Annotated in this window: 21 protein-coding genes; 9 read left to right on the plus strand and 12 right to left on the minus strand. The window is 51.0% G+C overall.

What is annotated here, in order from left to right; genetic code table 11:
* Window positions 1-17 precede the first annotated feature (17 nt).
* Genes PAT3040_RS32385 through PAT3040_RS32400 form a run of 4 tightly spaced genes read right to left on the minus strand, consistent with a single transcriptional unit; the run spans window position 18 to window position 5,948 of the window.
* On the minus strand, window positions 18-2,372 hold the full coding sequence (locus PAT3040_RS32385) for a glucosidase family protein (protein ID WP_108995916.1): 2,355 nt from the start codon (window positions 2,370-2,372) through the stop codon (window positions 18-20).
* Entirely contained in the window at window positions 2,372-4,072 is a 1,701-nt protein-coding gene (locus tag PAT3040_RS32390; RefSeq protein ID WP_108995917.1) for an extracellular solute-binding protein, read from the minus strand. Before PAT3040_RS32390 ends, PAT3040_RS32385 begins: the two co-directional genes overlap by 1 nt.
* A 58-nt stretch (window positions 4,073-4,130) precedes the next feature.
* Window positions 4,131-5,018 (minus strand): carbohydrate ABC transporter permease, encoded by an 888-nt coding sequence (locus PAT3040_RS32395; RefSeq protein ID WP_108995918.1) that lies wholly within the window; start codon window positions 5,016-5,018, stop codon window positions 4,131-4,133.
* Window positions 5,019-5,036: 18 nt separating this feature from the next.
* Window positions 5,037-5,948, minus strand: a complete 912-nt coding sequence (locus PAT3040_RS32400) for an ABC transporter permease (RefSeq protein WP_258235274.1) — start codon at window positions 5,946-5,948, stop codon at window positions 5,037-5,039.
* A 375-nt stretch (window positions 5,949-6,323) separates the two neighbouring features.
* Between PAT3040_RS32400 and PAT3040_RS32405 the strand changes: the two genes are divergently transcribed.
* The 4 genes from PAT3040_RS32405 (at window position 6,324) to PAT3040_RS32420 (ending at window position 10,087) form a co-directional block, all read left to right on the plus strand.
* Window positions 6,324-7,382: a LacI family DNA-binding transcriptional regulator gene (locus PAT3040_RS32405; RefSeq protein WP_108995920.1), complete on the plus strand. Its 1,059-nt coding sequence runs from the start codon at window positions 6,324-6,326 to the stop codon at window positions 7,380-7,382.
* Window positions 7,383-7,617: 235 nt separating this feature from the next.
* Window positions 7,618-8,418, plus strand: a complete 801-nt coding sequence (locus tag PAT3040_RS32410; RefSeq protein WP_108995921.1) for a lipid II flippase Amj family protein — start codon at window positions 7,618-7,620, stop codon at window positions 8,416-8,418.
* Between the two features lie 144 nt (window positions 8,419-8,562).
* Window positions 8,563-9,066 (plus strand): RNA polymerase sigma factor, encoded by a 504-nt coding sequence (locus PAT3040_RS32415; protein ID WP_108995922.1) that lies wholly within the window; start codon window positions 8,563-8,565, stop codon window positions 9,064-9,066.
* Window positions 9,059-10,087: a DUF4179 domain-containing protein gene (locus tag PAT3040_RS32420; protein WP_108995923.1), complete on the plus strand. Its 1,029-nt coding sequence runs from the start codon at window positions 9,059-9,061 to the stop codon at window positions 10,085-10,087. Before PAT3040_RS32415 ends, PAT3040_RS32420 begins: the two co-directional genes overlap by 8 nt.
* A 504-nt stretch (window positions 10,088-10,591) precedes the next feature.
* On the opposite strand, the gene PAT3040_RS37750 is transcribed toward PAT3040_RS32420, so the two are convergent.
* Window positions 10,592-11,392 carry an excinuclease ABC subunit UvrA gene (locus PAT3040_RS37750; RefSeq protein ID WP_307719188.1) on the minus strand — a complete coding sequence of 267 codons (801 nt, stop codon included), beginning with the start codon at window positions 11,390-11,392 and terminating at the stop codon, window positions 10,592-10,594.
* Between the two features lie 280 nt (window positions 11,393-11,672).
* Here PAT3040_RS37750 and PAT3040_RS32435 point away from each other — a divergent pair, with 280 nt between their 5' ends.
* The 5 genes from PAT3040_RS32435 to PAT3040_RS32455 all read left to right on the plus strand — a co-directional run bounded on the left by PAT3040_RS32435 (window position 11,673) and on the right by PAT3040_RS32455 (window position 19,984).
* Complete coding sequence (locus tag PAT3040_RS32435) at window positions 11,673-12,275, plus strand: bifunctional transcriptional activator/DNA repair enzyme AdaA (protein WP_108995925.1); 603 nt, start codon at window positions 11,673-11,675, stop codon at window positions 12,273-12,275.
* Window positions 12,259-12,834, plus strand: a complete 576-nt coding sequence (locus PAT3040_RS32440) for a methylated-DNA--[protein]-cysteine S-methyltransferase (protein ID WP_373863994.1) — start codon at window positions 12,259-12,261, stop codon at window positions 12,832-12,834. The genes PAT3040_RS32435 and PAT3040_RS32440 overlap by 17 nt, the downstream gene beginning before the upstream one ends.
* Window positions 12,831-13,646 (plus strand): SPL family radical SAM protein, encoded by an 816-nt coding sequence (locus tag PAT3040_RS32445; RefSeq protein ID WP_108995927.1) that lies wholly within the window; start codon window positions 12,831-12,833, stop codon window positions 13,644-13,646. Before PAT3040_RS32440 ends, PAT3040_RS32445 begins: the two co-directional genes overlap by 4 nt.
* Window positions 13,647-13,836: 190 nt before the next feature.
* Window positions 13,837-17,763: an endo-1,4-beta-xylanase gene (locus PAT3040_RS32450; protein WP_108995928.1), complete on the plus strand. Its 3,927-nt coding sequence runs from the start codon at window positions 13,837-13,839 to the stop codon at window positions 17,761-17,763.
* Window positions 17,764-17,836: 73 nt separating this feature from the next.
* On the plus strand, window positions 17,837-19,984 hold the full coding sequence (locus PAT3040_RS32455) for an ABC transporter transmembrane domain-containing protein (RefSeq protein WP_108995929.1): 2,148 nt from the start codon (window positions 17,837-17,839) through the stop codon (window positions 19,982-19,984).
* 83 nt (window positions 19,985-20,067) lie between these two features.
* Here PAT3040_RS32455 and PAT3040_RS32460 read toward each other — a convergent pair whose 3' ends face one another.
* From PAT3040_RS32460 to PAT3040_RS39305, 7 genes are all read right to left on the minus strand, one after another.
* Window positions 20,068-20,442 (minus strand): MmcQ/YjbR family DNA-binding protein, encoded by a 375-nt coding sequence (locus PAT3040_RS32460; RefSeq protein WP_258235275.1) that lies wholly within the window; start codon window positions 20,440-20,442, stop codon window positions 20,068-20,070.
* A gap of 14 nt (window positions 20,443-20,456) precedes the next feature.
* Entirely contained in the window at window positions 20,457-21,638 is a 1,182-nt protein-coding gene (locus PAT3040_RS32465; protein ID WP_108995930.1) for a MalY/PatB family protein, read from the minus strand.
* Window positions 21,639-21,828: 190 nt separating this feature from the next.
* Window positions 21,829-23,079, minus strand: a complete 1,251-nt coding sequence (locus tag PAT3040_RS32470; protein WP_108995931.1) for a glucuronate isomerase — start codon at window positions 23,077-23,079, stop codon at window positions 21,829-21,831.
* Between the two features lie 15 nt (window positions 23,080-23,094).
* Window positions 23,095-24,708, minus strand: a complete 1,614-nt coding sequence (gene larC, locus PAT3040_RS32475; protein WP_108995932.1) for a nickel pincer cofactor biosynthesis protein LarC — start codon at window positions 24,706-24,708, stop codon at window positions 23,095-23,097.
* Complete coding sequence (gene larB / locus PAT3040_RS32480) at window positions 24,705-25,385, minus strand: nickel pincer cofactor biosynthesis protein LarB (RefSeq protein ID WP_087566280.1); 681 nt, start codon at window positions 25,383-25,385, stop codon at window positions 24,705-24,707. The genes larC and larB overlap by 4 nt, the downstream gene beginning before the upstream one ends.
* Window positions 25,385-26,200 (minus strand): ATP-dependent sacrificial sulfur transferase LarE, encoded by an 816-nt coding sequence (gene larE / locus PAT3040_RS32485; RefSeq protein WP_108995933.1) that lies wholly within the window; start codon window positions 26,198-26,200, stop codon window positions 25,385-25,387. The genes larB and larE overlap by 1 nt, the downstream gene beginning before the upstream one ends.
* Before the next feature lie 163 nt (window positions 26,201-26,363).
* Window positions 26,364-26,874: FGGY-family carbohydrate kinase (locus PAT3040_RS39305; RefSeq protein ID WP_258235276.1), on the minus strand; the 511-nt coding region annotated here is incomplete at its 5' end.

The following is a 26,874-nucleotide window of genomic DNA, read 5'->3' on the forward strand; positions in this document are numbered from 1 at the left end:
ATGTTCGAATACATTTCCTAAAAACTCTCAACCAGCCCTTGCTCATGGAACAAATTCATCCGATAAGGCTTGCCGTTTTCCAAGCGGTACCCGTTTTTTATAAGTACGCATTCTATTAATTGCGCACACCCGAAAATGGATGGCCTGACTCCCGTCGGATGGGGTTTATCCTCCACATCATATTGCTCCGCAAAAAAACCGGACATCGTTACATCGCGGATACATACCTCGACAAGCTGCCGAGCCTCCTCCAGAAAACCCAACTGTATCAAGCCGTAAATGTCGAAGTTAATATCCGGATGTTTGGGGTAAGCAAGTCCTCCAAACGGTTTGCTCGGGTCGAATTCTCCCAGGAACCGGTTAATCAAGCTCTCCGCATAAGGCGTTTCCAAGGAAGGGAGATGAACGCCCGTCAGCACCCAGGAGGTCCAGCCCGGGCTTCTCACTCCCGTGGCGGTATCGTAATATTGATTAGGAAATCCGCCCGGCGCGTCCCAAAACCATGCTTTGTAATTTTGCAATAATTCGGCATACGTTTCTTGCCAAAACGGAATCTCGTCATGCATGCTGAGCAATTCCGCCATTTGAATGAAATAAGAAATATCGATAAGCGCGGAAACGACGAATTCCGAATCTTTCGAATTCGGATTATTAATCAATCCAAGAATCCAGCGCGGGTTGTCCACACGCCAGCGTAAGTATGAACGGATTGACGGATATACGGACCGCAAGGCATTTATATCTCCGGTTAGTTCATATAAAATCATGGCCGTCTGCGCTTTTCTGGAGGGCAGACTTTCTCCCCCGAGCATGCCGGTTGGGTCAACCAAAGACATCAGACCTTTAAATGCTTCCCAAGCCAAGTCTGGATCGATATACGCGTACAGTTGTATCGCAAAGAGGCTTTCCCATGCAGCGGAATATGGCGCTTCGTGAGCCCCGGACCCCCATAACGAAGGTTTGCCGCAGCAAAGCTGAGGGTATGGATACCCCGCCTCCGGCGATACGTCCAGTACATTGGACGCCAGAAAAATCCATGCCTTATAATACTGTTCCTCCGTTTGACCAGGCGTTACTCCTTTGGATGGAACATGACCCAGTGAGAACAAAGATGGCGACGGGACCTTTTTCAAGAACCCGTTCCAGAATCGTTCATTCTGTTCCCTTTTTACAGCTAAACGTTCGTTGACCGACGCCCGAAGCGAACTTGCGCTCAAATCGCGTACCAGGCTCTCGGCCGTTTCAAGCGGACCCGGGAAGGAGACCAATAGATGAATGCCTTCCCCGGTGCTCCGAACAGGTTTTATCCGCATCTGCCAATACCCGCATTGTGGCGGCTCCTCCAATGCCCGGGTGCCGCTTAAATAGTCGCAATAATTGGCATAGTAAACCATCCCCTCAACGTGTTCTCCTAATAGTCGAATCGCGAAGGCATAACGTCTGTCTTTTACAACAAGCATGGTCAGGCCGGGATCATACGTTAGCTGTCCCGTATAACGGCCGCCCAAGATGATGTCGGTGTCGAACGCCTCTTGCGTACAAGTTAAGGATCTGCACACCGTGTTCGTGTTATAGAAATAGTCTCGCCCTTCCAACGTCATATGATTTCGATAAACCGCTTGAAAGGCAAGTTCGTGAGGCGCCCACTCGGTTTCAAACCGAATGGCATCGGCGTAGGGATTCATAACCCCCGCGATCTCCAAGTTTTCAAATGTTATGGATTTGCCAAACCCATAAGCATATAACCTCAGCTTAAAACGCTTGCGTCCTCCCCATCCCGTCACTTCGGCAATATTAGCGCTAAAGACACCCGAGTTGGAATTTTCCGTCATCAGTTCGATATCTTCTCTTGCAGACTCCGCCTCAAGCGGCGCAACTTTAATGCTCCATGCGGACAAACATTCCGGTACAACCACATGCAGCATTGGCGTTTGATCAAGGTCAACCTCAATTTCCGTCGTAAGATACTGCCAGTAATCTCTCGCATCGCTATTAACCGTAATCGTAATACCGGAGGCGCCGAACAGGGCGGTTCCATGACCGGGAATATCATATTCGCTTATTGTCCACCGGGCCGGGTCAGATACATTTAATACGCATCCCTCGATTCGCTGCGGCGAGCGATTGGTATCTGTGTGAATCATAATCATATCGTCAAACTCGAACCCTATCTCGGACTCGGGAATATGCGGAGTGAGATATCCGACGTTCATAGGCATTGTGGATCGATTGCTGTACGAAGAAGGGGACGTCGTCCCCGCCTTCTTGAAATTAAAAGGATTTACAACGACGCGACTACCGGGAAGGCTCAGCCACCGTTGCTGGTTGCCGCCCCTTTCCCGCAGTTTATCAACGGTCCAAAGTTCCGTCATTATTGCTCATCCAAGAACGCTTGCAGTTGTTGAACCAATTCCGCTTTGATTTTCTGAATATCTGCCTGGAGTTGCTTGTCTTTCAACAGATTCTGTTCTTGTTTGGCTTTGTTGTCCGCAATATTTTTAATGAGTCCCAGCTCAAAGCCTGCGTTTTCGGCGGCCATTTTTGCAAAGGAAGGGTTGGTCATTTCGGTTTTCACAGGCTCCCCATTAAAAGTAAAGCCGGCGCTAACTTGTTTGAGGAACGTCGTATCTTGAGCAACATAACTGTAATACTCCACTACATCTTGCGGATATGCTTCTGCAAGACGCATATAGTTCGGATTCCAAGTTAATTGGTATCCAGGAAATGCGTAGTTCTGGCCAGGGTCCACTCCATCCGGAAGCTTGTATTTATCGTCCCCTACCGCAACCCAGTTTTTACCTTCAATTCCGTATTCAAATAAGTCGTGATTTTGTTGGCTTGCAAAGATCCAATCCAGGAACATCATAGAACGATCAGCATTCTTAGACGAAGCGGGGATGCTCAAGAAGTTCCAAAACTTAAATTCGGTTAGCAGAGAAGCCGGTTCCATGTTGCGCACGTTGTTCTCGTACACATATACACCCAGCTCGCTTCCCGGCACTGCCGCTTTTAATGCGTTCTCTAGTGCGACATAGTTGTCTAACGTCTGCATGTACGAGCCGGCGGTGCCTGCAGTAAATTGATCTTGCGCATCCTTGCGGTTGATTGCATTGGATTCGATGTAACCCTTCTCGTTCCAATTCAATATCTCTTCATTGGTTGTGAAGTCGAGTGCATGAAAGGGCTCAGGAAAATCCTTCAAAACATCCGTGCTTTCCCCTGGCAAATAGGCTGCTTTAATTTTGTTGTCTACAATATGCAATTTGGCTACGCCAGCGGAGCCTGTCGATACTTCCCATATATTATTTTTGGCCTGATCGATTTTAATGGCTCTATTTCCGTCAATAATCCATGCTGGCGGGTATTGATCCTTATTAAAGATATATGGAGTAATTCCAGGCTCATTATTTTTTACTGCATCAAAGTAAGCAATCATATCGTCATAGGATTTCAGTTCCGATATACCGTGTTTTTTGGCCAAGTCTTTCCGGTAATACAGCGCATATACGGGAGCATAACCTTGACCGAGCGGTACCCCGTAAACATGCTGCTGTTTATCGGGACCAACAAATTTATTGTTGTTAAGCAAGCTTTCGCCGAACGCTTTTTGCAAGCCCGGATATTGATCGTTATTAAAATACTTGTCCAATTCAATATAGCTGCCGTTAGCGATCAAACCAGGCATGTTCAACCACGGTGCATCGAAAGCCAAGTCAATCTTTTGCCCGGCTGACAGCATCAGCTTTATTTTATTGCCGTAGTCGGCCAGCGGCGTCCAAGTCACGTTTAAGTCAATGTTCAAAGTATCTTTGGTCTGTCTTTCGAATTCATCGACAATCTCATCGAATTGCTTCGGCTTGTCTCCCCAGAGCATGACCTCCAGCTTTACAGGCTCCAACGGAGTCTTAACTGCGGGCGGTTCCGACGAATTGTTTTGCACCGCATTTGTCGGTGACGACTCCCCCTTATCCGGTGTCGATGGCGAGTTTTTTCCGGTGCATGCCGCAAGCAAAGAAGTACTCATGGTGACTGCAAAGATCAAAGAAAGTGTCTTTTTTAGACCTTTTTTCATATTTAACCCCTCCGATATTTTTATATGCTAATTCAGCTTTGCTGATTGTAGCTGTGATTTATCCTTTTATTGCCCCGATTTTCAAGCCTCCTACAAAGTATCGCTGCAGGAACGGATAGAGAAAGATAATCGGACCAATGGTAACCATGGCGGTCGCGAGTCTTACGGTAAAAGCAGGAGGTCGCTGGGTGTTGATAACCGAACCGGCCGTACTTGAGACTGCGATATTCTGTGCAATGTCAATGTTGCGAATAATCTGCATGATGATATACTGCAGCGAAAATAACTTGTCATTGTTAATAAAAAGAAGTGCCGGTTGCCAGCTGTTCCAATACATAAGGGCATAGAACAAACCAATGGTTGCCAACGCCGGCAATGACAACGGCAATACAATTTGCCATAAAATCCGCCATTCCCCCGCGCCTTCCAGCCTCGACGATTCGTACAGCTCTTCCGGTATTTCGTTAAAAAAGTTACGCATGAGGAACATGTTCCATGGATTGAGAACAAAAGGGATAATATAAACCCAAATGGAGTCCGTTAGCTGCAAGTATCGGGTTACTAAAATATAAAAGGATACAAGTCCGCCATTAAACAGCATCGTGAAGTAGAAAATGAAGTTAATGTGGTTACGGTAATACAGCTTTCGACCTGATAAGGCATAGGCGATCATACTGGTAACAATCAAGCTGATAAGTGTACCCGCAACGGTTGTAAATATGGTTACTAGATAGGCTCTCGGGATCGTCGGAGTGCTTAATATGGCTTTATAAGCAGCAATAGACCAAGTTTCAGGAAACAGGGAGTAGCCGTTCCGTATCAATTCCACTTCATCGGTCAACGAGCTCGTCAATACGAGTACAAACGGATAGACGCAAGCCAGAGAAAACAATGCCGTAAATAAGTAAAATAAAGTAGACAACGACCACAAAGATGATAATTTCATTACTTTCACCGCTCCACTCTAGAAAATGGATGAATCTTTATCGAATTTTTTGACAAGTTGATTGGAGAGCACGACAAGGATGAACCCGATAATCGATTGATACAAGGCTACGGCCTGGGACATCCCAAATGAGCCTTGCGTACGCAACGCGCGAAATACATAAGTATCTATCGTGTCCGTTGTCGGAAACAGGAATGAGTTATCCCCGACCAACGAATAGACCATATCCAACGTGCCCGAGAATATACCGCCTAATGCAAGCAAAAACAACATAATGATCGTACTTTTAAGCATCGGCAGCGTAATTCGGAAAATGCATTGGAGTCGACTGGCCCCGTCAATCTTTGCCGCTTCGTATAGTCCCCTGTCTATGCCCGCTATTGCCGCCAAGTACACAATGGCTCCAAAACCCGTGCCTTTCCATAAGCTGAAAAAGAGCAGAATAACAGGCCAAATCGAAGATTCCATATAAGCATCCGAGATACCCAACCATTTCATAAGTCCGTCCAAGGTGCCCGTATCCGCCGTCAAAAAGGCTACAGAGAACAGCCCAACAATGGGCCAGGAAATAAAGTTGGGCAAAATCATGATCGACTGCATTCCTCGAACAAACAAGCTTTTACCAAGCTCGGATAACATGATGGCAAGAGTGATGGACAGCAGTGTTCCAAATCCAATGAATAGAAGATTAAGAAATACCGTGTTAAACGTCACGGTGAACCAATCTCGGCCTCGAAAAAAGAACTCGAAGTTTCGCAAACCAATGAATTCGCTTCCAAAAATACCTTTGATAGGGTTGAAATCTTGAAATGCCATCGTAATGCCTGCGAGCGGCAAATAAGAAAATATCAAGCTGAATAACAGAGCCGGGAGCGTCATTAGATATATGTAACGATTTTTCACCAAATCTCTTAAGCCCTTATGTTTCAATTTACTAACACCACCATTTTGTTAGTGCGAGGAACCAAACGCGTCAATCGCCCCAAGCACCTCATCAAGTTAATTTGCTTCCAATAAATCTTAAGCAACCTCCCCATTCATTTTGTAACCTTACTTTTTTAGTAATTTCGAATAAATAACCTTTCGAAGCAAGTATATGTCACTTCACATTTTTGTGTCAACACCTTTTATTTTGTGTTTCCATTTTTCCTGTTTCCGCTTTCATTCATTGCTGAATAGCGATAAATTCAACAATAAAGACGATCAAACCACTTTGTTTATTTTGTTGACTTGTAAAGTTACAATATTATATAATTGCGATAATGCACATAAAGGTTTTTGTTATCTTTTGGAGGAGTGTTGAGTATGACTAAGGAAAAAGTAACCCTGGATAAGATCGCCAGTAAACTCGGGATTACTAAGGTTACGGTGTCAAAAGCACTAAAAAACCAGCCCGGCGTCAGTGAGGCTTTAAAGAAACAGATCATAGAACTATCCAATCAAATGGGATACGTAACCCGTAAAGAAAAACCGATTCAGACCGTCTATAAGTTGGGACTCATCGTCCCGAAACGTTTTTTTCTGGAGATCGATGATTTCTATACAAAGATCTTTTATTACTTAAATCGAGAGTGTGCCCTCTTGCACTATACTTTGAACCTTTACATCCTCGAACCAAAGGAAGAAGATGCCCTAAATTACCCTTTATCGTTTACTCAAGATCAAAGCGAACTGAGCGGCCTGTTTATTGCGGGTGAAATTAAGAGCGATTATTTGAAATTGCTGTTAAATCTGCCCATACCAATCGTTGCGATTGACTTTTACAAAAACAACCTGCGATTGGATTATATCGTGTCTGATAATTACCGGATGGGTTATTTCACAACTAATTATTTGGTTGAAAAAGGTCACCATACTATTGGTTTTGTCGGTAACCCGAACTATACCAGCAGTGTAATGGACCGATACTGCGGATATTTCAGAGCCTTAACACAGCACGGACTGGAAATTCGCAAAGAATGGCATATCGTCAATAACGATGAATCGGGAAAATATCACTTCGACTTTTCGTTGCCGGACCAGCTCCCCTCGGCATTTGTTTGTTATTGCGATATGGCTGCGCATATCTTGTTATCCAAGCTCCAAATCAATGGTGTTCGGGTACCCGAAGATGTTTCGCTTATCAGCTTCGATAATACGGAGATCAGTCAAACTATGGTCCCTGCACTTACGACGATGCATATCGATAGATTCGAATTTGCAGAAAAGGCGTTAAAACGAATGCAGTGGAGACTCCAGCATCCCGATGAAGAGGCACAGTTTGTGTATGTGAACTCAAAGTTAATCGAAAGAGATTCCGTCAAATCATTATCGGATTCGCCCCCATTGATTCCTGATACGGATTACGCCATCGGGGAACGTTAGTTGAATGACAACAGCGACAGCCAAGGACGAGAAATAAAGTCCTTGGCTGTCGCTGGTTCATTTTCCAGGCTCAGTCTAAATTTTTTTCAGTTCTAACCGTACCATCACCTGGGTATGCGAAAAACAGGAAAAAATCAAGGAGCTCATTTCTCTTTATTGAAGGTTATTACATCAATATAATTTATATAGGTCTTATCTATATTCACTATCGTCAAGAACGATATGAGGTGTTCGATTGTTGGAGCAAGTATTGCTTGTATCTATGTTTACTTTTATTATTCATCTTTCGGAGACTCTTACCTATTCTATTCGCTTGGCAGGTGTACGATTAGGGAAATTGGCGGTTGCTTTATCCTTATCGGGGATTATACTGCTCATTTCAAGAACAGCTAATATGCTACAGGCTCCACTTACAGGTAACATTATTGATTTATCAAAAAAATTTACCGTAGAATATAATTTAATTGATCAGTTTCGTATTATTATTGGTGCGGCAACAGTAGGAACTTTTACAGCTTTATTACTGTTTCCATCCGCAGTTTTTCTATCTTCGAGGGTAATCTCTCATTTAGAAGTTGCAGGATCCATACCTCAAATGGTCCGTTCTTCTGTTTCTTTTCAAAAGATAAATCATGCACGATATCATTTGCGATCCCCAAAGTTATCGATGCTGTCGCGATTGAGGGTTGGAGGTATTCCCAAAAGGCTAGTGGCTCTTAATTGTCTGGTGACAGCCATTTACACAATCGGTGTGTTAGCTGCACTACTGGCTTCAACTTTAACGACAGAATACTCGATTACCGCATCACAAGCATCTGGTCTAATAAATGGAATGGCGACCATTTTACTTACCATACTAATTGATCCGCAAGTTGGTTTAATGACAGATAAAGTCCTTAAAGGAGAAAAACAGGTCGCTACACTTAATAAGGTTTTTGGTTTATTAATGATATCCCGATTATTAGGGACTGTTTTTGCACAGGTATTACTGGTGCCAGCTGCTTACTGGATAAAATGGATTGTATCTGTTCTTTGAATAGGATTGCATCACAAAGCCCAATCAAGGAAATTGTTTGGGCTTTTCTTTATGATTACTCTGCTTCTCTGCGTACTGTAAAATAATTAACGATAATGGGATTATTTCGAGTACCCGATCGTGTTATATGCAGGAGGCGAAAAAATGGAGAACAATTCTTTATTGCGTACGGATAAAGAATTGGCTGAACTATATCAACGGCATGTAGATCGAGTTTACAGGCTATGCTTTATCTATTTGAAGAATCCCGTTGATGCAGAAGATGCTGTTCAATCTGTATTTCTAAAGCTGATCAAATATCAAATGGTTTTCAATGACCGCGAGCATGAAAAAGCGTGGTTGACGGTAACGACCAGAAATTACTGTAAAGACGTTCTTAAAAATTGGTGGAAAACCCGTCGAGTTGCTTTAGACGCTTTACCTGAGATTTCTTCTTGGGATGGCGATGAGCCGTCGGGAAACGTGCTTGCAAGACTACTTTCACTGCCCGAAAAATACAAAACCGTTTTATATCTGTACTATTTCGAGGAGTACACCGTAAAAGAGATCTCTGAGATGTTGGGATACAAAGAAAGCACGATTCAAACGCAACTATTCAGAGGTCGTAGACGCCTCAAAATTGACCTGGGAGGGAAGCTCCTTGAGTAACAATAATATTAATCGGCTTTTCGAAGCTCTTACGCCAAATACCGAAAAAAAAGAAGAGATGTTTCATAACCTTTTAGTGCAAAGCAGGGATGGAAATAAAAAAAACAGGGGATTTATTCTTTCGAAACGTTTAAGACCCGCTTTATTGGTTGCTGTATTGATGGTTTGTTTAGCCACAACCGCTTTTGCAGCGGCATATATGAAATTAGATGATGTGTTTATGAAATTTCTTAATCCGGTAAACCAAGAGCAAGCAGAATATTTGTCAAATGGCGCTTATGAGGTTGATAAACAGGTAAAAAATAAGAACGGGACGATTAATATTAAACAAGTGATTGGCGATAGTAATCTGACCTATATCTTAATGGACTTTACTGCACCTGAAGGTACGGTATTAGACGCGGCACGGTACCGCTTTTTAAATTACGACATTACAACAAATCAGGACTATAAGAGCGTAGGCTTTAAAGTGCTTGACGATGGCAACCGCAGTGACAATAAAATTAGTTTGGCTATGAGCATCCTAACGAAAAACTCCATAGCTGGTCAAAACGTTCATTTCCAACTCAAAGATCTACAAGCGGCAGGTCCGTTTCCTGGCATTTTTACAACGGTCATACCAGACGTTTGGGAAACAGATTTTAAGCTGGATTTCAAGGAGTACTCTACTCCTTATGAAGTCAACAAAAACATTGCCATGTTTGGTTATGGAGCGGTACTAAAAACAATCTCCGTCTCACCGATTTCGATTTCATTAAAGATTGAGAGCAGTTCAATGAATGAGATTAACGAAGCTGCTGGTTCATTAAAGGAAATTGGCGTTAACCAACACTTGGATAACTACCCGATTACGATAAAGTACCAGGACGGTACGTTGGAAACGACAAACCTGTTTAACGGATTGCATTTGACGGAGAATGGCACTCAGTTATTTACGGTTAAAACATTCGAAAATGTGATCAATGACAAGGAAATCGTATCCATCGTCTTTTTTGATAAGGAAATACAGTTTAAAAGATAAATTACATCGATTAGAGTCTTCTTAACTGTTACAGTAATCTTAAAAAGATGAAATAAAGGGGGGTTCCATGAATACCGGCTTTCGGATTGATAATATTAGACAAAAGTCATGATAGCCGAAGCTGAAAGGCTCGGAAAAGAACTAGGTTGTATATTGGCTCATACTTGCACATTTTCGTATCAATCGCCGGATTTTTATAAACGTAGAGGCTACGAAGTTTTTGCGGTCAATGATGAATATCCAGAAAATATTAAACAATTTTTCTTAAAAAAGAAATTGTAATCGTCATTTCATGATCCAGGAGCAGTTTGCCGGAGCGGCAGCTGCTCTTTATTTCATTAAGCTAAAGGACCCAGAGGATCCGTATTGCGACAGAGAGGAAAAAAACCGCCTCTCTCATAAGGCGGTCAATTGAACTATCGTTTTTCGTTAGCGTAACTAGGCACCTTCAAAAATTTGTCTTCAAGGGGCTATCGAAGACGCGAACGATCATCGCTAGGCGACTTAGGAAGTGACGGTCTGAACTATTTCTTGTGCGGTGGTTGGATTGAGCGTCCTGATTCCAATTTTGTTCAAGTAAATAAGCATTGGTTCAAGTTGGCTTATTATAGGGCTTACAATGTCGTGCTCGTTCGCGTCTATCAACTGCGACAGACCCAGGATAAAGGAACGCATTTCCGGTATCGGCAGCTTTTCAACCTCTGACAGCCTATGACCAGCGAGACGGATATCAGTGACGGTGTTGCTCATGCCTGTTCCTTGGCACGCCGGACAATCCGATCTTTTGGAGAAGTAAGAAATCATCCTCAGATTGCCTTTACTCGTCGTGCGCGCATCGATCATGTATTGAAGATCGTGTACGCAGCCGCGGTAATAGTCCGTATGCGGTTTCTTGTTATGGACAAACGAAACGGGTTCTTTGTCGTACCCATATAGAAGGATGGGGATAAACCCCGGATCTTGCTCGTCCAGTGGTTTCAGATAATCGATTCCAAGCATTGCTGCCAACTGCCTGATCCTTGGAACTGGCGCGCAATCCGTTCCAGCCCACAAGAGGACGGCGCCATTCTTGAGTGACAGCTCGGGAGCGATCATGCGACTGGGGTCGATCTCGGCTGATCCAACGTTTCCTCCACACTCGGAGCAACGACCATAAGAGCATGCACTCATTGTCTCCGCAATTTTTCCGTATAATGCACCTAGATACTCCGATACGGCCAACAAGATACCAACGAGGGTGCCCGGTCGTTTGGAGTTGAATGGTTTATCTGGAATCTGTGTGCGATACATAGGCTCACGCTCCATTAATTATTCCGATGTTAAGTTCTGATTCCACACCGACGTCCATTTTCCCTTTTTTATCATGAACAAAAGAGAGCTGATGCTGCCCTTTAGCTTAATGAATCTTTTTATCGAGAGTCATGGTGTTTGTTGCGCAGTTCGACGATAATGTGACCACACTTATTTTGATTTGTACTGGCAGCTCTCAATAGTTAAACGACTTATTCGAAATCTTGCTTTTCCAATAGAATGTACGCGCGCGCTTCGTCCTCGGCGGTTATACTTATAGCAGAGGTGATGGCAAATGAACAGAGACGAAATCACTCCCCGCAAAAAGGGAGATCGCCCTTCGGAGGCGGAATGGGGAGCCATCGTCTGCAACGATGGCGCAAGCGACGGAGCGTTCTGGTACGCGGTACGGACGACGGGCATCTTCTGCCGCCCCTCCTGCAAATCCAAGCCGCCCATTCGGGAAAACGTCTCCGTTTTCCGTTCGCCGGATGCCGCCCGAAGCGCAGGGTACAGACCGTGCAAACGATGCAAGCCAACAGGCGTGCGTCTCCCCGACGAGGAATGGATATTGACGATAACGGACTATATCCGTGAGCGGTACATGGAGCCATTAACGCTGGAGAAGCTGGCCGAGATCGGCCATGGCAGTCCGTATCACCTGCACCGGATTTTCAAGCGAGTGACGGGCGTTACGCCTGTCTCTTACATTCAGGAGTTCCGCATACGGCAGGCAAAGAAAATGCTTGCGGAGAGCGGCGTTTCCGTAGCCGAGATCGGCGCGCGGGTCGGCTTGCCGAACGCCCCTTATTTTATTACGTTGTTCAAGAAGATTACAGGCTGCACGCCCGCCCAATATCGGCTATTACAACGCAAGGAGGATGCTAATCATGAATAAGCAAGCCGGAGGAAGCCGTCTCTATTGGTCTCTCATTGCATTCGGAGACAGCCATATGCATATCGCGGAGACCGAGCGGGGTCTCTGTTACGCAGGGGCTTTGGGCGAACCGTTCGACGAAATGGCGGAGCGGTGTACGCGTCGATTCGGCCGCATAGAATGGATTCGGGATGACGAGCGGATGAAGCGCTATGGCAGCGAGCTTGCGGAATACGCGGGCGGGAATAAATCGCTGTTCGAAGGGAGGCTGGACCTGTGCGGCACTCCGTTCCAGCTTCGGGTATGGAAGGCGCTTCTGGACATCCCCTTTGGCGAGACCCGAAGCTACGCCGATATCGCGAAAGCGATCGACAGCCCTTCCGCCGTTCGTGCGGCAGGCACCGCGATCGGTGCCAATCCGGTACTCGTCTTCGTGCCCTGCCATCGCGTCATTGGCAAAAACGGGTCGCTTGCGGGCTATCGCGGCGGATTGCCGATGAAAAAGCTGCTGCTGGAGCTGGAAGACAGGGCAGCCCATTCCAATACAGGAGTTCATCTTGCGATGGGCTCATCCCGATGACGAGAATTGTCCGCAAGGAACCCAAGACGCTGCTGAACAAAGGAACGGGATTTCTGGAGGGCTACAGCCACTCCTTGAATCCCTATTCCGGCTGTTCGTTCGCCTGCTCCTACTGTTATGTACGCGGCATGCCCGTCTCTTTGTTCCGGGGGGAGGAGTGGGGCTCGTGGGTGGATGTCAAGCAAGGCGCGGCAGATGTGCTTCGCAAGGAGCTCTCGAGGGCCAAAACCAAAGGACCTGTTACGATTTTTATGTCGTCAAGCACGGATCCTTACCAGCCGGCGGAAGCGAAGGAACTCGTTACGCGTTCGCTGCTGGAGGTAATGACTCAGCTTCCTCCCGACTTCCTGCTGGTGCAGACCCGAAGCCCGCTCGTAACGCGCGATATCGATCTGCTGCTTAAGCTTGGCGAACGCGTTCGGGTCAGCATGACGATAGAGACGGATCGCGAAGACATTCGCAGGGCGTTTACTCCTTCCGCTCCTCCGATCGCTGCCAGGCTGCGGGCGCTGCGCGAGTTAGCCGAAGCAGGTGTTCCCACGCAGGCGGCCATAGCTCCCTTGTTGCCGAGCAGCGAAGGATTCGCCGAGACTTTGCGCGCGATCGTGGACCGTGTATGCGTCGACGATTATTTTATGGGCGATGGCAGCGGCGGCAAACGAACGAAGCGGCTCGGCATCGATAAGCTGTACGATGAGCTTCAATTGCAGGAATGGTATTCGCCTTCCGCCTATCATTCCTTGCTGGAGCGATTGCGGCGAGCATTTCCGCCGGATGCCGTCCTTGTAAGCCAGGCCGGCTTTCTCCCCTAATTCGCCCGCCGCGGCGAATCGGGGAACGGGCTGACAGATGTTTAATATGTTCAGTATGTTCTATAGTTTCTTAAGCAAACGCTTACAACCCCCGCGATATAATGAAAGTCGGGAAGCTTGGCAGGGTCTGCCTTGCCTTGCGGCATTTCGCCGAAGCTTCTACCACAATGCGCAAGGGGGAAAACAAGCAATGAGAAAATCGCTTACTAAGGTCATTGCGGTCGCGCTGGCCATGCTGTTGCTGCTGCCGGCAAGCTGGTCTGCCGGCAATGCGATGGCCGAGGGCGCAGATTCGGCACCGGACAACATCGTATTGTCCCAAAGCTTCGAAGATGGACAGACCGGCGGCTGGGCATCCGTCTGGGGCGGTCCCGGCTCTGTCTCCATCTCCACGGAACAAGCTTCGGAAGGCACTCATTCCCTGCTCTTTAGCGGCCGTGAAACGCGCGACAACAGTCCCAGTCTTAATCTAACGGCTCTTATGATCTCCGGCAAAACCTACGACCTCTCCCTCAAAGTACGATCCGGCTCCGGCAGCGATACGTTCCATGTCGCCTCCAAAGTCGATTCACCGCTTCTGGAAAACAAATACCCCTGGATCATCGGCAATCAAACGGTATCTTCCGCGGAATGGACGACCTTTTCGATCCGAAACTACGAGGTTCCGGCAAACACTGCGGAATTCCGTATTTGGGTAGAATCCGCCAGTGATTCCGTCTCTACGGCGGATATCTACATCGACGAGGTTTTGATCAAAGACGTGACGCCGGATACCGCGCCAGGCGGCGGCGACCTCGATCAAACCGGCTTGACGGCCGACTTCGAGAACGGTTCCGGCAACTGGGCCATCAGAAGCGGCAGTCCTGGCGAAAGTATCGCAGTCTCCGATGCAGACAATCATACCACCGGCGGAGAAGGCAGTCTGCTGGTAAACGTGTCGTCCCAATACAACGGCCCTATTCTGGATGTGATGGGCAAGATGCACAAAGGACATCAGTACCAACTCTCGGCGTGGGTCAAGATGGCTCCCGGAGAGCCGCCGACCTCGCTTCGACTCAGCGTACAAAGCGGCGACAGCACGTATACAAACGTCTCCCCCAACGTGGCCGCAACGGACGGAGCCTGGGTTCAACTGTCCGGTTCCTTTACAGTCGCCACTACTCCGAGCGTATTAAAGGCCTATGTGGAGACGGCTCAAAAGCCCGCGGCACCCGTTGCTTTTTATATGGATGACTTCGTCCTCTCCTATATCGGTCCCGTGGCGGCGCCGAAGCCGATTCAGAATTTGACTCCGATCAAGGAAACCTATGAGGACTACTTCCTGATCGGCAACGCGGTTGGAGACGCCGAGTTCGAAGGCAACCGCCTGGATCTGCTAAAGCGGCATCATAACGTCGTAACGGCGGAAAATGCGATGAAGCCGGACTATGCCTACAATGAGAGCAGGCAGTTCGACTTCGCCGCGGAGGATGCCCTGATCGCCAAGATCGAAGCGAACGGGCTTCTGCTGCACGGCCACGTCCTTGTCTGGCATCAGCAGATGCCCTTATGGTTAAGCACCGCGGAGGATAACACGCCGCTCAGCCGGGAGTCGGCACTGGCCAATCTGCGGACGCATATCGAGACGGTCGTTGAGCACTTCGGCGACAAGGTCATCTCCTGGGATGTTGTCAACGAAGCCATGAGCGATAATCCCCCCAATCCGTCCGACTGGCGGGCTTCGCTGCGCAACTCCCCGTGGAAAGCGGCCATCGGCGACGACTATGTCGAGCAGGCTTTTCTGATCGCCAAGGAAGTCATTCTGGACAATGGTTGGGACATCAAGCTCTATTACAACGACTACAACGACGACAACGCGAACAAGTCTACCGCCATCGCCAATATGGTGAAAGAGCTTAACGATAAATACGCGGAGACGCATGACGGCGAGCTGCTCATCGACGGAATCGGCATGCAGGCCCATTACAATCTCAATACGAAACCTGACAACGTGGAAGCTTCTCTGGAGCGTTTTATCGCGCTTGGCGTAGAGGTCAGCATTACGGAGATCGACATTACGGCCGGCGATAATGCCACTTTGTCCGATGCGCAGGCGAAGGCGCAAGGCTATTTGTACGCGCAGCTCATGAACATCTACAAGAAATATGCCGATCACATCGCCCGCGTGACGTTCTGGGGGCTTAACGACGCTTCCAGCTGGAGATCGGACAATAACCCGCTCCTCTTTGACAGGGAGCTGCAAGCCAAGCCCGCTTATTACGGAGTTATCGATCCTGATCAGTTTATCGAACAAAATCCTCCCGTAGACGTCACGGCCAAGGAAACGACGGCCCGTTACGGAACGCCTGTCGTAGACGGCGTTATCGACGGGATCTGGAGCACGACGGCCGACATTCCCGTCAATCAATATCAGATGGCGTGGCAAGGCGCCCATGGCACGGCCAAGGCGCTATGGGACAACGAATATCTGTACGTGCTGTTCCAGGTCAACAACGCCGAACTCGACAAGAGCAGTCCGAACGCCTACGAACAAGACTCCGTCGAAATATTCCTGGATCAGAACAACGGGAAAACTCCCTCCTATCAGAACGATGACGGACAATACCGGGTCAACTATGACAATGAAACGTCATTTAATCCGCCCTCCATCGCTGAAGGTTTCCATTCCGCAACCGCGATTAACGGAACGAACTATACGGTGGAATTGCGGATACCGCTGACGTCGGTCACCCCGGACATCGGTTCGAAGCTTGGTTTCGACGTGCAAATCAACGACGGCAAAAACGGCTCCCGTCAAAGCGTCGCGACATGGAACGATATGACAGGCCAAGGTTATCAGGACACCTCTGTCTACGGGGTGCTTGCCCTTCTCGGCCCAGGCTCCGGTAACGGCAACGGGAACGGGAACGGCGTAATTGTTCTCCCCAATTCCGGTGCTGTGATCAGCAAGGAGGGCGTCGTCACCATCCAGCCTCGAATAACTTTCAAGAACGGCCGTTCGACCGCCTTGGTAACTGGCGACAACTTAAAGGATGCACTGAAGCTGGCGGACTCCGGCGACGGAGGAGCCAAACAGATTTGGATAGAGCTGCCGGCGCAGGCGAACGCGTCGTCTTACGAAATTGTATTGCCAACGGAAAGTCTGCGGGGCAAAGAATCCTTCCTACTCGCAGTGAAGATGGGCAGCAACATGATCTATGTTCCGAGCGACATGTTGTCCGGCACGGACGGCTTATCCGCCGAAATATCCATTCGAATATCGGATACGGCTGCGACAGAGCTGGACTCTGCTGTTAAGGCGCTGATCGGAGAACGTCCCGTCATCGAGCTGCAAGTGCTGGACGGCGACCGGATCATCCCTTGGCACAACCCGGATTCGCCAGTTTCTGTAGTTGTTCCTTATACGCCAACGGCCGAGGAGAATCTGCACCCGGAAGGAATCGTGGTCTGGCATATAGATGGATCGGGTACGCCGACTCCGGTCAAAAACAGCATTTACGACCAAAGCGCAGGCGCCGTCGTGTTCCGGACGACACATTTCAGCACCTACGCGGTTGCTTATGCCAGCCCTGCTTTCCGGGATCTGTCGGGCGTGAAATGGGCCGAAACCGCAATACATGCAATGGCTGCACGCGATATCGTGAGAGGGGTCGGCGATAACTTCTTCTCGCCTCAAGCCTCTATCTCGAGAGCCGACTTCGTCGCTCTGCTGGTGCGAGCGCTGGAGCTGCAACAAGCGGACTATGAGGCGGAAATGTTCGAAGATGTCCCTTCGGACGCTTATTATTACGAGGAGCTGCTAATCGCGAAGCAACAAGGGATTGCAGCAGGCGTTGGAGACCGCCGGTTCAACCCGGACGGCCCAATCACTCGCCAAGACGTAATGGTGCTGACGATGCGCGCACTGAAAGCAGTCGGCATCGAGGCAGCGGCTTCAGCGGAATCTACATTAGAGACGTTTGGCGATGCGGGAGAAATTGCCGGGTATGCGAGAGAGAGCGTAGAGGCGCTCGCAGACCTCGGTATCATTGTAGGCAAAAACGGCAGCCTGGCGCCAAGAGACCTGCTCACTCGAGCCGAAGCCGCCGTCATTCTCTATCGACTCTGGCAGTTGTAAGATCGGCACTTGGCATATTTACAGACCGCCCTCTTGTGAAGTACGCTAGAGTTACTTGAGAGGCGGTGTCCCGTTGCAATTGACCACAATGATTCTATCGCAATTATGGAAGCATAAGCTTTGGACGGTGCTGTTCCTGTTGGCCCTTGTACTGGAAGTGGCCTATGCGGTAGCAGCACCGTACAGCTTGAAATTTATTATGGACGAAGCGCTGATTCCGCGAAATATGGAGGTATTCCTCCTTATCCTGGGCATTTTGCTGATCGGAGGCACAATCAGCGTGGTCGCGAATTTGCTGGGCGACTATTCGCTCGGCATTCTTAGCGGCAATACGATCCGGACCCTTCGAGCGAAGCTGTTCTCGCATCTGCAAAAGCAATCGTTACCCTTCTTTCAGCAATATCGAATCGGCGACCTGACGACACGTTTTTCGTCGGACATGTCCTCGATTGAGGGCCTCGTTCGATTGACAAGTCCTTCGCTGCTGAAGGAGTCGTTCTCGGTCGTTCTCGGCTTGACGGCTCTTTTCCTGCTGGAGTGGAGACTGGCGCTCGCGCTTCTCGCCGCCTCCCTGCTTATGATGCTCGCTCCCAAGCTGTTGCAGAAGCGGGCGGAAGCCGCAACGATCGCCTACCGCGATGCGCAAGCCGGTTTCTCCAATACGGTTGACGAGATGATCAAGGGTCATCGGACGATCAAGGGCTTGCATCAGCAGGAACGATTTACGACTCGCGGCGGCAGCGACATTAAAGGGCTGTTTACTCTAGGATTCCGACTGCATATGACAAGTTCGCTGATGGAGAGGATTCCACTCGCCATCATGCTGCTGACAAACGGCGGTTTGATTGGCCTTGGAGGGTATCTTATTTTCCGGGAAATGATGAGCATCGGAGACTTTATGGCTTTCTTCACCCTTTCGCTGACCGTTGCGCAAGGAGGAGCCAATCTGTCGTATCTCATTCCTGATTTTATCGATTCCGGCGTCAGCTTCCGGCGAGTGGGAGAGGTGCTGGAGGTAGAGCCGACCGTGCCGGAGGCCGGCAACGCCAAAACGCTTCAGCAGGAAGTCGGAACGTTCCGGTTAAACCAGGTGACGTTTGGTTATTCCGATACGACGACGCAGCTGCGGAATGTAAGCCTGGACATTCCTTCCGGCAGCTACGTTGCCTTCGTGGGCTCCAGCGGCTCCGGCAAAAGCACGGCGCTGCAGCTCCTGGCCCGCTTCTACGATCCTCGAGAGGGTGCGGTGATGGCCGATAACCTCGACCTCCGTACCATCAGCGAAGTTTCCTTAAGACGGTACGTCACACTGGTTACGCAGGAAACCTTCTTGTTCAACACCACCATTCGCGACAATCTCGTGCTCGACCAGAGCGGCCTGACCGATGAAGAACTGCGCGTAGCGGCGGAGAAAGCAAAAATTCACGCCGTTATCGAACGTTGGCCGGATGGCTACGATACGAAGGTGCATCACGAGGGAGGCACTTTGTCGGGCGGCGAACGCCAACGGCTTGCCATCGCGCGGGCGCTCCTCCGCAAACCGAGGCTGCTCCTGCTCGATGAGGTGACGTCCGCGCTTGATCCCGCGACGGAGGCGGATATTAACAAGCTGCTGCTTGAGCTTCGCGGCGCTCATACTCTCGTATCCGTAACGCATAGGCTGGATTCCGCCGCACAAGCGGATCTGATCTTCGTCTTCGACCAAGGTGTCGTCGTCGAATCCGGTTCGCATCCCGAGCTGATGGAGCGCGGCGGCGTTTATCGGGGTTTATGGGACAAGCAGCATGGCTTCCGCCTTTCCGAAGACGGCAGACATGCCGCCGTGCAGGGAGAGCGTTTGTCCAAGCTTGCTTTCTTCTCAGGTCTGGAATCGGACGCGCTGGAGGAGATCGCCGCCCATTTCGCGACCGAAACCTTCAAGGCAGGAGAAGATGTCGTCACCGAAGGCGAGGAAGGCGACAAATTCTACATTATCGTGCGTGGCCGGTTCGAGGTACGCAAGGAGATTGAAGGGCAAGGCGAGATCACCGTTGCCGTGCTGCAAGACGGCGACCATTTCGGCGAGATTGCGCTGCTGCGGGACATTCCGCGCACGGCGACCGTCAGGGCTTCGGCATCCGGAACCGTGCTGTCGATGAACCGGGAATCGTTCCTGGGCATTACCGCCAGGTACCCGCAGATCCGTTCCGTACTGGAGCAATCGCTGTTGGAGCGATCGTGAAAAAGCCTCCCAAGCCGCTATGATGCGACTTGGGAGGCTTTTATGGTTGCAAATGGATGCACTAGCACTAGCACTAGCACTAACTAGCCTCGTTTGGATTGAAGCCACGCCTTCGCGAGTCCCTTAGGCGCGGCCAGCAGGTAAGCCTCTTCCAAGAGATCGGCGATCATTTCCCATTCCTCGAGATGATTGATACTGATCCAGCCATGCTGGCCGATGTAAGGAGTCCGAAAGAATCTCGCGTCTTGAAGCAAGATCTCTGCGTTCTCCGGCGTAGACTTGATATGCATAATGCCATCCCGCATCATAATGAACGACTTGCTCTTTACCTTATAGACCGTGTGTCCATGGCCGTCGACAAGCTCGGTCGATTCGGGAAATTCCGCGCATATCGAACGAACCCGTTCTAGCATAGCCCGTCCTTCCTCCGTCTTCATGCCTCCTGCCTGCTGCTCCACGTTTATCGCCACCTTTACCGGGATTCCAGACCGTTTGCCGCCTCCGCGAATTGACGGAGAGCCTTCTCGAGAATAAACCTCGGGCAAGCCAGGTTGATCCTCAGCCAGCCTTCGCCTTCGCTGCCGAATACAGAACCTTCGTTGAAGACGACCTTGGCGCGCTTATACATCAAATCCTTGAGACCCGCTTTATCGAGTCCCAATTCCCTGCAATCCACCCATAGCAGATAGGTGCCGTCCGGCTTCATCGGCTTTACCGAAGGCAGATGTTGCTGCAAGTATTGAAGCGCGTAAGCGAGATTGCCTTCCACATAAGCGAACATGTCGTCCAGCCATTGCTCGCTCTCATTATAGGCAGCTACGACCGCATCCTGCGCGAAATGGCTGGCCATATGGAGAGACAGCGTATGGATCCGCTTGTCAAGCTTGGCTTTGAGCGCCTTATTGGAAACCACCATAAAGGAAGTTACAAGGCCGGGCAAATTAAACGTCTTCGTGACGGACAATGTCGTAATCGTAATGTCGGCAATCTCCGGAGACAACGTCGCGAACGGCGTATGGACATGCCCCGGGAACGTCAAGTCGCAATGGATTTCGTCCGATACGACGATGACCCCGTAACGCAAGCACAGCTCTCCCAGCCGCAGCAGCTCGCTCCGCTCCCATACCCGTCCGCCGGGATTATGCGGACTGCACAGCAGCAGCAGCTTGGCTCCGCCCTGGAACAACGATTCCAGATGCTCGTAATCCATCTCATATCGACCGTCTTTGAGAATCAGCGGGTTCTTGGCGACCTTGCGGCCATTGCTCTCGATGACGTCGTAGAACGGATAATAGACCGGCGATTGCAGCACTACTTGACCTCCGGGCTCTGAGAATTGTTCGACGCAAAGGCTTAGAGAAGTAACGACGCTTGGCGCATCCCCGAGCCAGGCCGGATCGATATCCCAGCCATGGCGGCGTTTGAACCAGCCCACGATGGACTCCGCATAATCGTCCGTCCGGATCGCATAGCCGTAAGCGGCTAACTCCGCACGGCGCTTAAGCACCTCTTGCACGGCGGGAGGACTCGGAAAGTCCATGTCCGCTACCCATAGAGGAAGTATATCTTTGTCGCCAAACATATTTTCGGATTGATCCCACTTGTAGGATCTTGTATTCCGGCGGTCCAGCAATTCGTCAAAATTTACAGTCACGCGTTTCACCTCTTCTGCAGCGTACGGGCGCGAGTCTCCTCGCGCCGCCTATTGTTTGTCATCATTTTACCGATTCCGTCCTTGCTAAGCAACAGCAATATGTAATTTCAGCTCCTTGGATCCGTATAACTCCATCCAGCAGAAAAGCTCCCGCTCCGCCGTTGCGGCGGAATGGGAGCTTGGATCGATGTTAAGCTTCGCGACCGAGGAAACGCCAAAAGTTGCGATGATACATATCTTCCAGATCGCGTTTGATCTCCTCGTCGGTCACGCGCCAGCCGCTTTCCAGCAGCTTGACATACTTGTCCGCAAGCACTTCGCCCACGATCTTGCGGGAATATTCCCACTTGTAGATAAGCTGCTCGAACACGCGACAGTCGGAGTGAATCGGGATCATCGTCGTTCCCAGCAATTCGATCCGGAAGCGCGTCATCTCTTCCACGATGGAGTCCGTATTCAGGAACCACCAGCAGCCGAAAATCATCAGATTGCGGAATTTGCGGGCAAGCACCGCAAGCTCATGCTGATTCTCGCGGGCCAGCATGGTCACGATGAACTTCTGCTCCGGATATTTCCGGCACAGCGCCTCCATCGCGGACACATCGGACTTCATGCTCATGTCGCCGGCAAGCTTAAGTCCTGGATTGGACGCCCGGCGCACGCCGATCATAAGCGCGAACGGAATGCCTTGCTCCTGACAGACCGGAATCATCACTTCGTCGATCATGGACGTGCGATGATGTTCGGCCGGATACGCGAAGTCGCCAGGCATGGAAACGGCCAGATACAACGCGTCCATGCGGATAATCCATTCTTTGAGAAAGCGGCGCACCTCGTTTTTGGTCCCTTCGGTCCATGCCTCTTCCACCAGGTAGCCTTGTTTGTTCAGCTCTTGGACCGCGAACGGCCAATTATTGAGCAAGGAATCGACGCGCAGGGCGGCGTAGAAACGAGGATCCTTTTTGCCGTTGCCGGCTTCCCAAACGGGACGTTCCAGCGGATCGAACGGATCGTTGGTCATGACGATTCGCTCAACTTTGGCGATCTCCATCACGGCGTCTACCTGCTCGTTCACGCTGCGCTTCGCGAAGGCCTCGCGGTAATCGTCCAGATTCCTCGACGATACGTCGATGCCAAGGCGATTAAGCATCGTAATAAATCCGCTTGCCGCCTCGCTCACCGGCGAATGATCGACGAACAGCCGCTGCCAGATCAGATCGGCCTGCTCCTTCTTGGATAAAGACCAGAATTCGTCGTAAGGCTGGTCCGTTCTGCGGAATGATTCCGACACCAAATAATGGTATACAAGCAGCTCGTCCACGCCCCATAGCAGCAGTTCCCCGTACTCGGGCGCGTACAGATGGGTGTGCATGTCGGTGACGGGCAGCGTGTTTGCCAGATGTACCGTTCTCTCTCTTAATTGCCGAATCTCTTCGTTCATCGGTTGGATCCTCCCCTATTCTCCTTGCTTGTCGCGGAACAGAAGCGATTGGAACACTTCCTGGTACACTTCCTCCAGCGAGACGCCGTATTTCCGCGCGGCCTTGGCCGCGTCCTCGTACTCCGGCGAAGACTTGACTAGCCGCTCGCCGTCATACGCTTGCTTTACTTTGATCATGCCGTAACGGGTCTCCGCCTCTACCCAGCTTCTGTCCAGGATACGTCTGTCCGCTTCGTAGCTCCGCACGCCGAACGTCGACGTTTCCAGCAGCAGAATATCTTCGCAGGCAGCTTTGTCCCGCGCATGGCATAGGACGGTCAGCAGAACGCCGGGCCTGTTCTTCTTCATAAATACCGGCGTGTAATAAACATCAAGCGCTCCGGCGCCGAACAGCCTCTCCATCGTATAACCGAGCCGTTCACCCGTCGTGTCGTCGACCTGCGTCTCCAGGACGAGGATCCGCTCCGACTGGGCAGCGTTCTCTTCGCGGTAAAGAACGGCACGCACGACGTTGGGATGATCCATGTCCTTTGTTCCCGCGCCGTACCCGATCCGTTCGACCACGCCGGCAGGAGTCGGTCCGAACGAAGACGCCAGCGCTTTGACGATGCCGGCCCCAGTTGGCGTAGTCAACTCGCCTTGCGCCGTAAACGCCGAGATCGGCACGCCGGTCATAATCTCCGCCGTCGCCGGGGCTGGGATTGGATAAACGCCGTGCGCGATTCGAATACGGCCATGACCTACAGGCACCGGCGATACCACGATCCGGTCGATGCCGAGATTCTCCAGCGCCAGACATACGCCAATGATGTCCACGATGGAATCCATCGCGCCGACCTCATGGAAATGCACATCCGCCGGACTCATCCCGTGGATCTTCGCTTCTGCTTCCGCGATAACTTCGAAGATGGCAAGGCATCGCGCCTTGACCCGCTCCGGCAGCGCGGAATTCCGGATCATCGCCAAGATGTCCGAGGCTTTGCGATGCTCGTGTGAGTGCGAATGGCTGAGACCATGGACGTGTCCGTGCTCGTGTGAGTGCGAATGGCCGTGGTCATGAGTGTGACTGTGCTCGTGTAGGTGCGAATGGCTGAGACCATGGACGTGTCCGTGCTCGTGTGAGTGCGAATGGCCGTGGTCATGAGTGTGACTGTGCTCGTGTAGGTGCGAGTGACCGTGGTCATGGCCGTGCTCATGAAGATGGCTGTGCGTATGCGCGTGATTATGATCATGAGTATGGCTGTGAGTGTGCGCATGTTGGTGATCATGGCTGTGCTCATGAGTGTGCGAGCCGCCGTGGTCATGAGCGTGATTATGCTCGTGTGAATGCGAGTGGCCGTGACTATGGGCGTGGCTGTGCTCGTGTGAGTGTGAATGACCATGGTCGTGTCCGTGCTCGTGTGAATGCGAATGGCCGTGGCCATCCTGGCTCTCTTCAAAACGAAGGTCGAGCCACTTGGCTAAAATGCCTTTGCGAATAACCGGCACGAACGACATGGTGAATTCGTCGATGGGCAGCTTACGCAATTGCTCGCTAATATAGGCCGCATCCGCCCCCAGATCGACCAGCGCAGACAACGTCATGTCGCCGGCGATGCCGGAGACGCAGTCCAGGTATAACGTCTTCATTTTTCGCTCGCCTCCGCAACCAATTGCAAAATAACAGCCGCCTGGTAAGCGGCGCCAAACCCGTTGTCAATGTTGACGACCGTGACGCCTGACGCGCAGGAGGTCAACATCGCCAGCATCGTCGTTACGCCCTGCAGATTCGCCCCGTATCCCACCGAGGTCGGCACCGCGATGACGGGACGCCGCACGAGTCCGCCCGCAACGCTGGCGAGCGCACCTTCCATCCCCGCAACAGCGATGACGACGGATGCTGCGCGAATGCGATCCATCTGAGCCAGCAGACGATGGATTCCTGCGACACCTACGTCATAGATGCGGTCCACTTGGCAGCCCATCCATTCCGCCGTGCAGGCCGCTTCCTCTGCTACGGGAATATCGGATGTTCCCCCGGTCAGAACCGCCACGGTTCCGGGCAGCCGCTTCGGTTCGCCGTCCAAACGAATAAGCCGCGACACCGGATCGTAGACGGCTCCCGGGTACGCGGCCTGAATTCGCTCCGCCATTTCCGCCGAAGCCCTCGTTACGAGAGCCCGGCCATGAACCTCGGCGATGCGGCCGAAGATCGCTTCCGCTTGCTCCGGCGTTTTGCCAAGTCCGAAGATGACCTCAGGGAAGCCCGTACGCTCCTCCCTGTCCACGTCCAGCTTACAAAAATCCATCTCCTCGTATCCGGACATTAGACGGCTCCTTCCAGCTTCAGCGCTTTGTTCATGCTGCCGCTCTTGTAACCGCCCATATCCATCGATACGTACAGAAAGCCGAGCTTCTTAAGCTCGCCGGAAATAACGGACGCGTGACCGACCAGCTCGACCATGGATGAGGGCTCAACCTCAATGCGCGCAAGATCGCCGTGCACCCTTACCCTCACCTGGCGGATGCCAAGCGATCGGATGAAACGCTCCGCAGAGCCGACTTTGTTCAACTTTTCGATCGTAATCTCTTCGCCATAAGCGATACGGGAGGACAAGCAAGCGAAGGAGGGCTTATCCCAAGTCGACAGCTCCGCGCGCATGGACAGCTCGCGAATTTCTTCCTTGCCTAATCCAGCCTCTTGCAACGGTCCCCGCACGCCTTTCTCCTTCGCCGCCTGTACGCCCGGGCGATGCTCGCTCATATCGTCGGCGATCAAACCGTAGACGATATGCCGATAGCGGCCATCCTGAACGAACGGTTCCAAATGCTCGAACAGACTTCTTTTGCAGAAGTAGCAGCGATTGCCGTTGTTTTCCTTGTAGCCGGGAATGTTAAGCTCCGAGGTCTCGATGACGGCATGATTGGCGCCCATCTGAAGCGCCAGCGTCTTCGCAGCCTCCAGCTCTTCGGCCGGATACGTCTCGGAATCCGCGGTTACCGCCAACACCTTATCCTTACCCAACGTCTCCAGCGCCGCATAAAGGAGGTACGTGCTGTCCACGCCTCCCGAGAAGGCGACGACAACAGAGCCCATTTCGCGCAAAATCTCTTGAAGTCTCTCAACCTTTTCCTGAGCCATAACGCCCCTCCTTCATTGTGCTGCTTGTTGTGCCGCAAGCCGATTATTCAGCCTAATGCGCCGAAAGTTACTCCGCGCTATGCTGTAACCCGATTTTCTCGGCTTACAGAGTCGTACAATGGAGCGAGCTCGACCGGATCCGCGCCGAAGCCCGCCCGCTCGATTAGATCGGCAAACGATCCATTTCATGCATGGACGGCTTCAACGCGTGATACAGGTTCAAATAAAACGGAAGTAACTCGCTGTAGATCGCATGCGTGTCCATGTTGGGCTCGTAGGATACGCCGTTCGCCGCGTTCCAACGGAGCAGCGGGCCACGGCCCTCCTCCATCGCGAACAGTCCCAACTGAGCCGCGCCGAGACCGGAGCTCTCCACCGATTCCGGTATCGATACCGGCACGCCGAGAATATCGGCCAACATCTGGCACCATATCTCCGAACGGGCGAAGCCGCCCGAGGCGCGGATCTCCTTCACTTCGTTGCCGCATTCCTTCATCAGCGATACGATGGCCGCGATCTGGTACATGACGCCTTCCATCGCGGCGCGGAGCATATGCTTCTCCGTGTGAGCAAGCGTCAGGCCGAACATAACGCCCTTGGCCTTGCCATCCCAGAACGGCGCGCGCTCTCCCGACAGCAGCGGCAGGAAGAACAGGCCGTTCGCACCCGGCGGC

Source organism: Paenibacillus agaridevorans (assembly GCF_003112455.1).
GTDB lineage: Bacteria > Bacillota > Bacilli > Paenibacillales > Paenibacillaceae > Pristimantibacillus > Pristimantibacillus agaridevorans.

Coding starts and splice junctions, on each gene's coding strand:
- PAT3040_RS32395 (WP_108995918.1), bottom strand. CDS start 5,018: ATGAAATTATCATCTTTGTGGTCGTTGTCTACTTTATTTTACTTATTT.
- PAT3040_RS32445 (WP_108995927.1), top strand. CDS start 12,831: ATGACGAGAATTGTCCGCAAGGAACCCAAGACGCTGCTGAACAAAGGA.
- PAT3040_RS32415 (WP_108995922.1), top strand. CDS start 8,563: ATGGAGAACAATTCTTTATTGCGTACGGATAAAGAATTGGCTGAACTA.
- PAT3040_RS37750 (WP_307719188.1), bottom strand. CDS start 11,392: ATGGAGCGTGAGCCTATGTATCGCACACAGATTCCAGATAAACCATTC.
- PAT3040_RS32390 (WP_108995917.1), bottom strand. CDS start 4,072: ATGAAAAAAGGTCTAAAAAAGACACTTTCTTTGATCTTTGCAGTCACC.
- larE (WP_108995933.1), bottom strand. CDS start 26,200: ATGGCTCAGGAAAAGGTTGAGAGACTTCAAGAGATTTTGCGCGAAATG.
- PAT3040_RS32470 (WP_108995931.1), bottom strand. CDS start 23,079: ATGAACGAAGAGATTCGGCAATTAAGAGAGAGAACGGTACATCTGGCA.
- larB (WP_087566280.1), bottom strand. CDS start 25,385: ATGTCCGGATACGAGGAGATGGATTTTTGTAAGCTGGACGTGGACAGG.
- PAT3040_RS32385 (WP_108995916.1), bottom strand. CDS start 2,372: ATGACGGAACTTTGGACCGTTGATAAACTGCGGGAAAGGGGCGGCAAC.
- PAT3040_RS32440 (WP_373863994.1), top strand. CDS start 12,259: ATGCTAATCATGAATAAGCAAGCCGGAGGAAGCCGTCTCTATTGGTCT.
- PAT3040_RS32405 (WP_108995920.1), top strand. CDS start 6,324: ATGACTAAGGAAAAAGTAACCCTGGATAAGATCGCCAGTAAACTCGGG.
- larC (WP_108995932.1), bottom strand. CDS start 24,708: ATGAAGACGTTATACCTGGACTGCGTCTCCGGCATCGCCGGCGACATG.
- PAT3040_RS32435 (WP_108995925.1), top strand. CDS start 11,673: ATGAACAGAGACGAAATCACTCCCCGCAAAAAGGGAGATCGCCCTTCG.
- PAT3040_RS32450 (WP_108995928.1), top strand. CDS start 13,837: ATGAGAAAATCGCTTACTAAGGTCATTGCGGTCGCGCTGGCCATGCTG.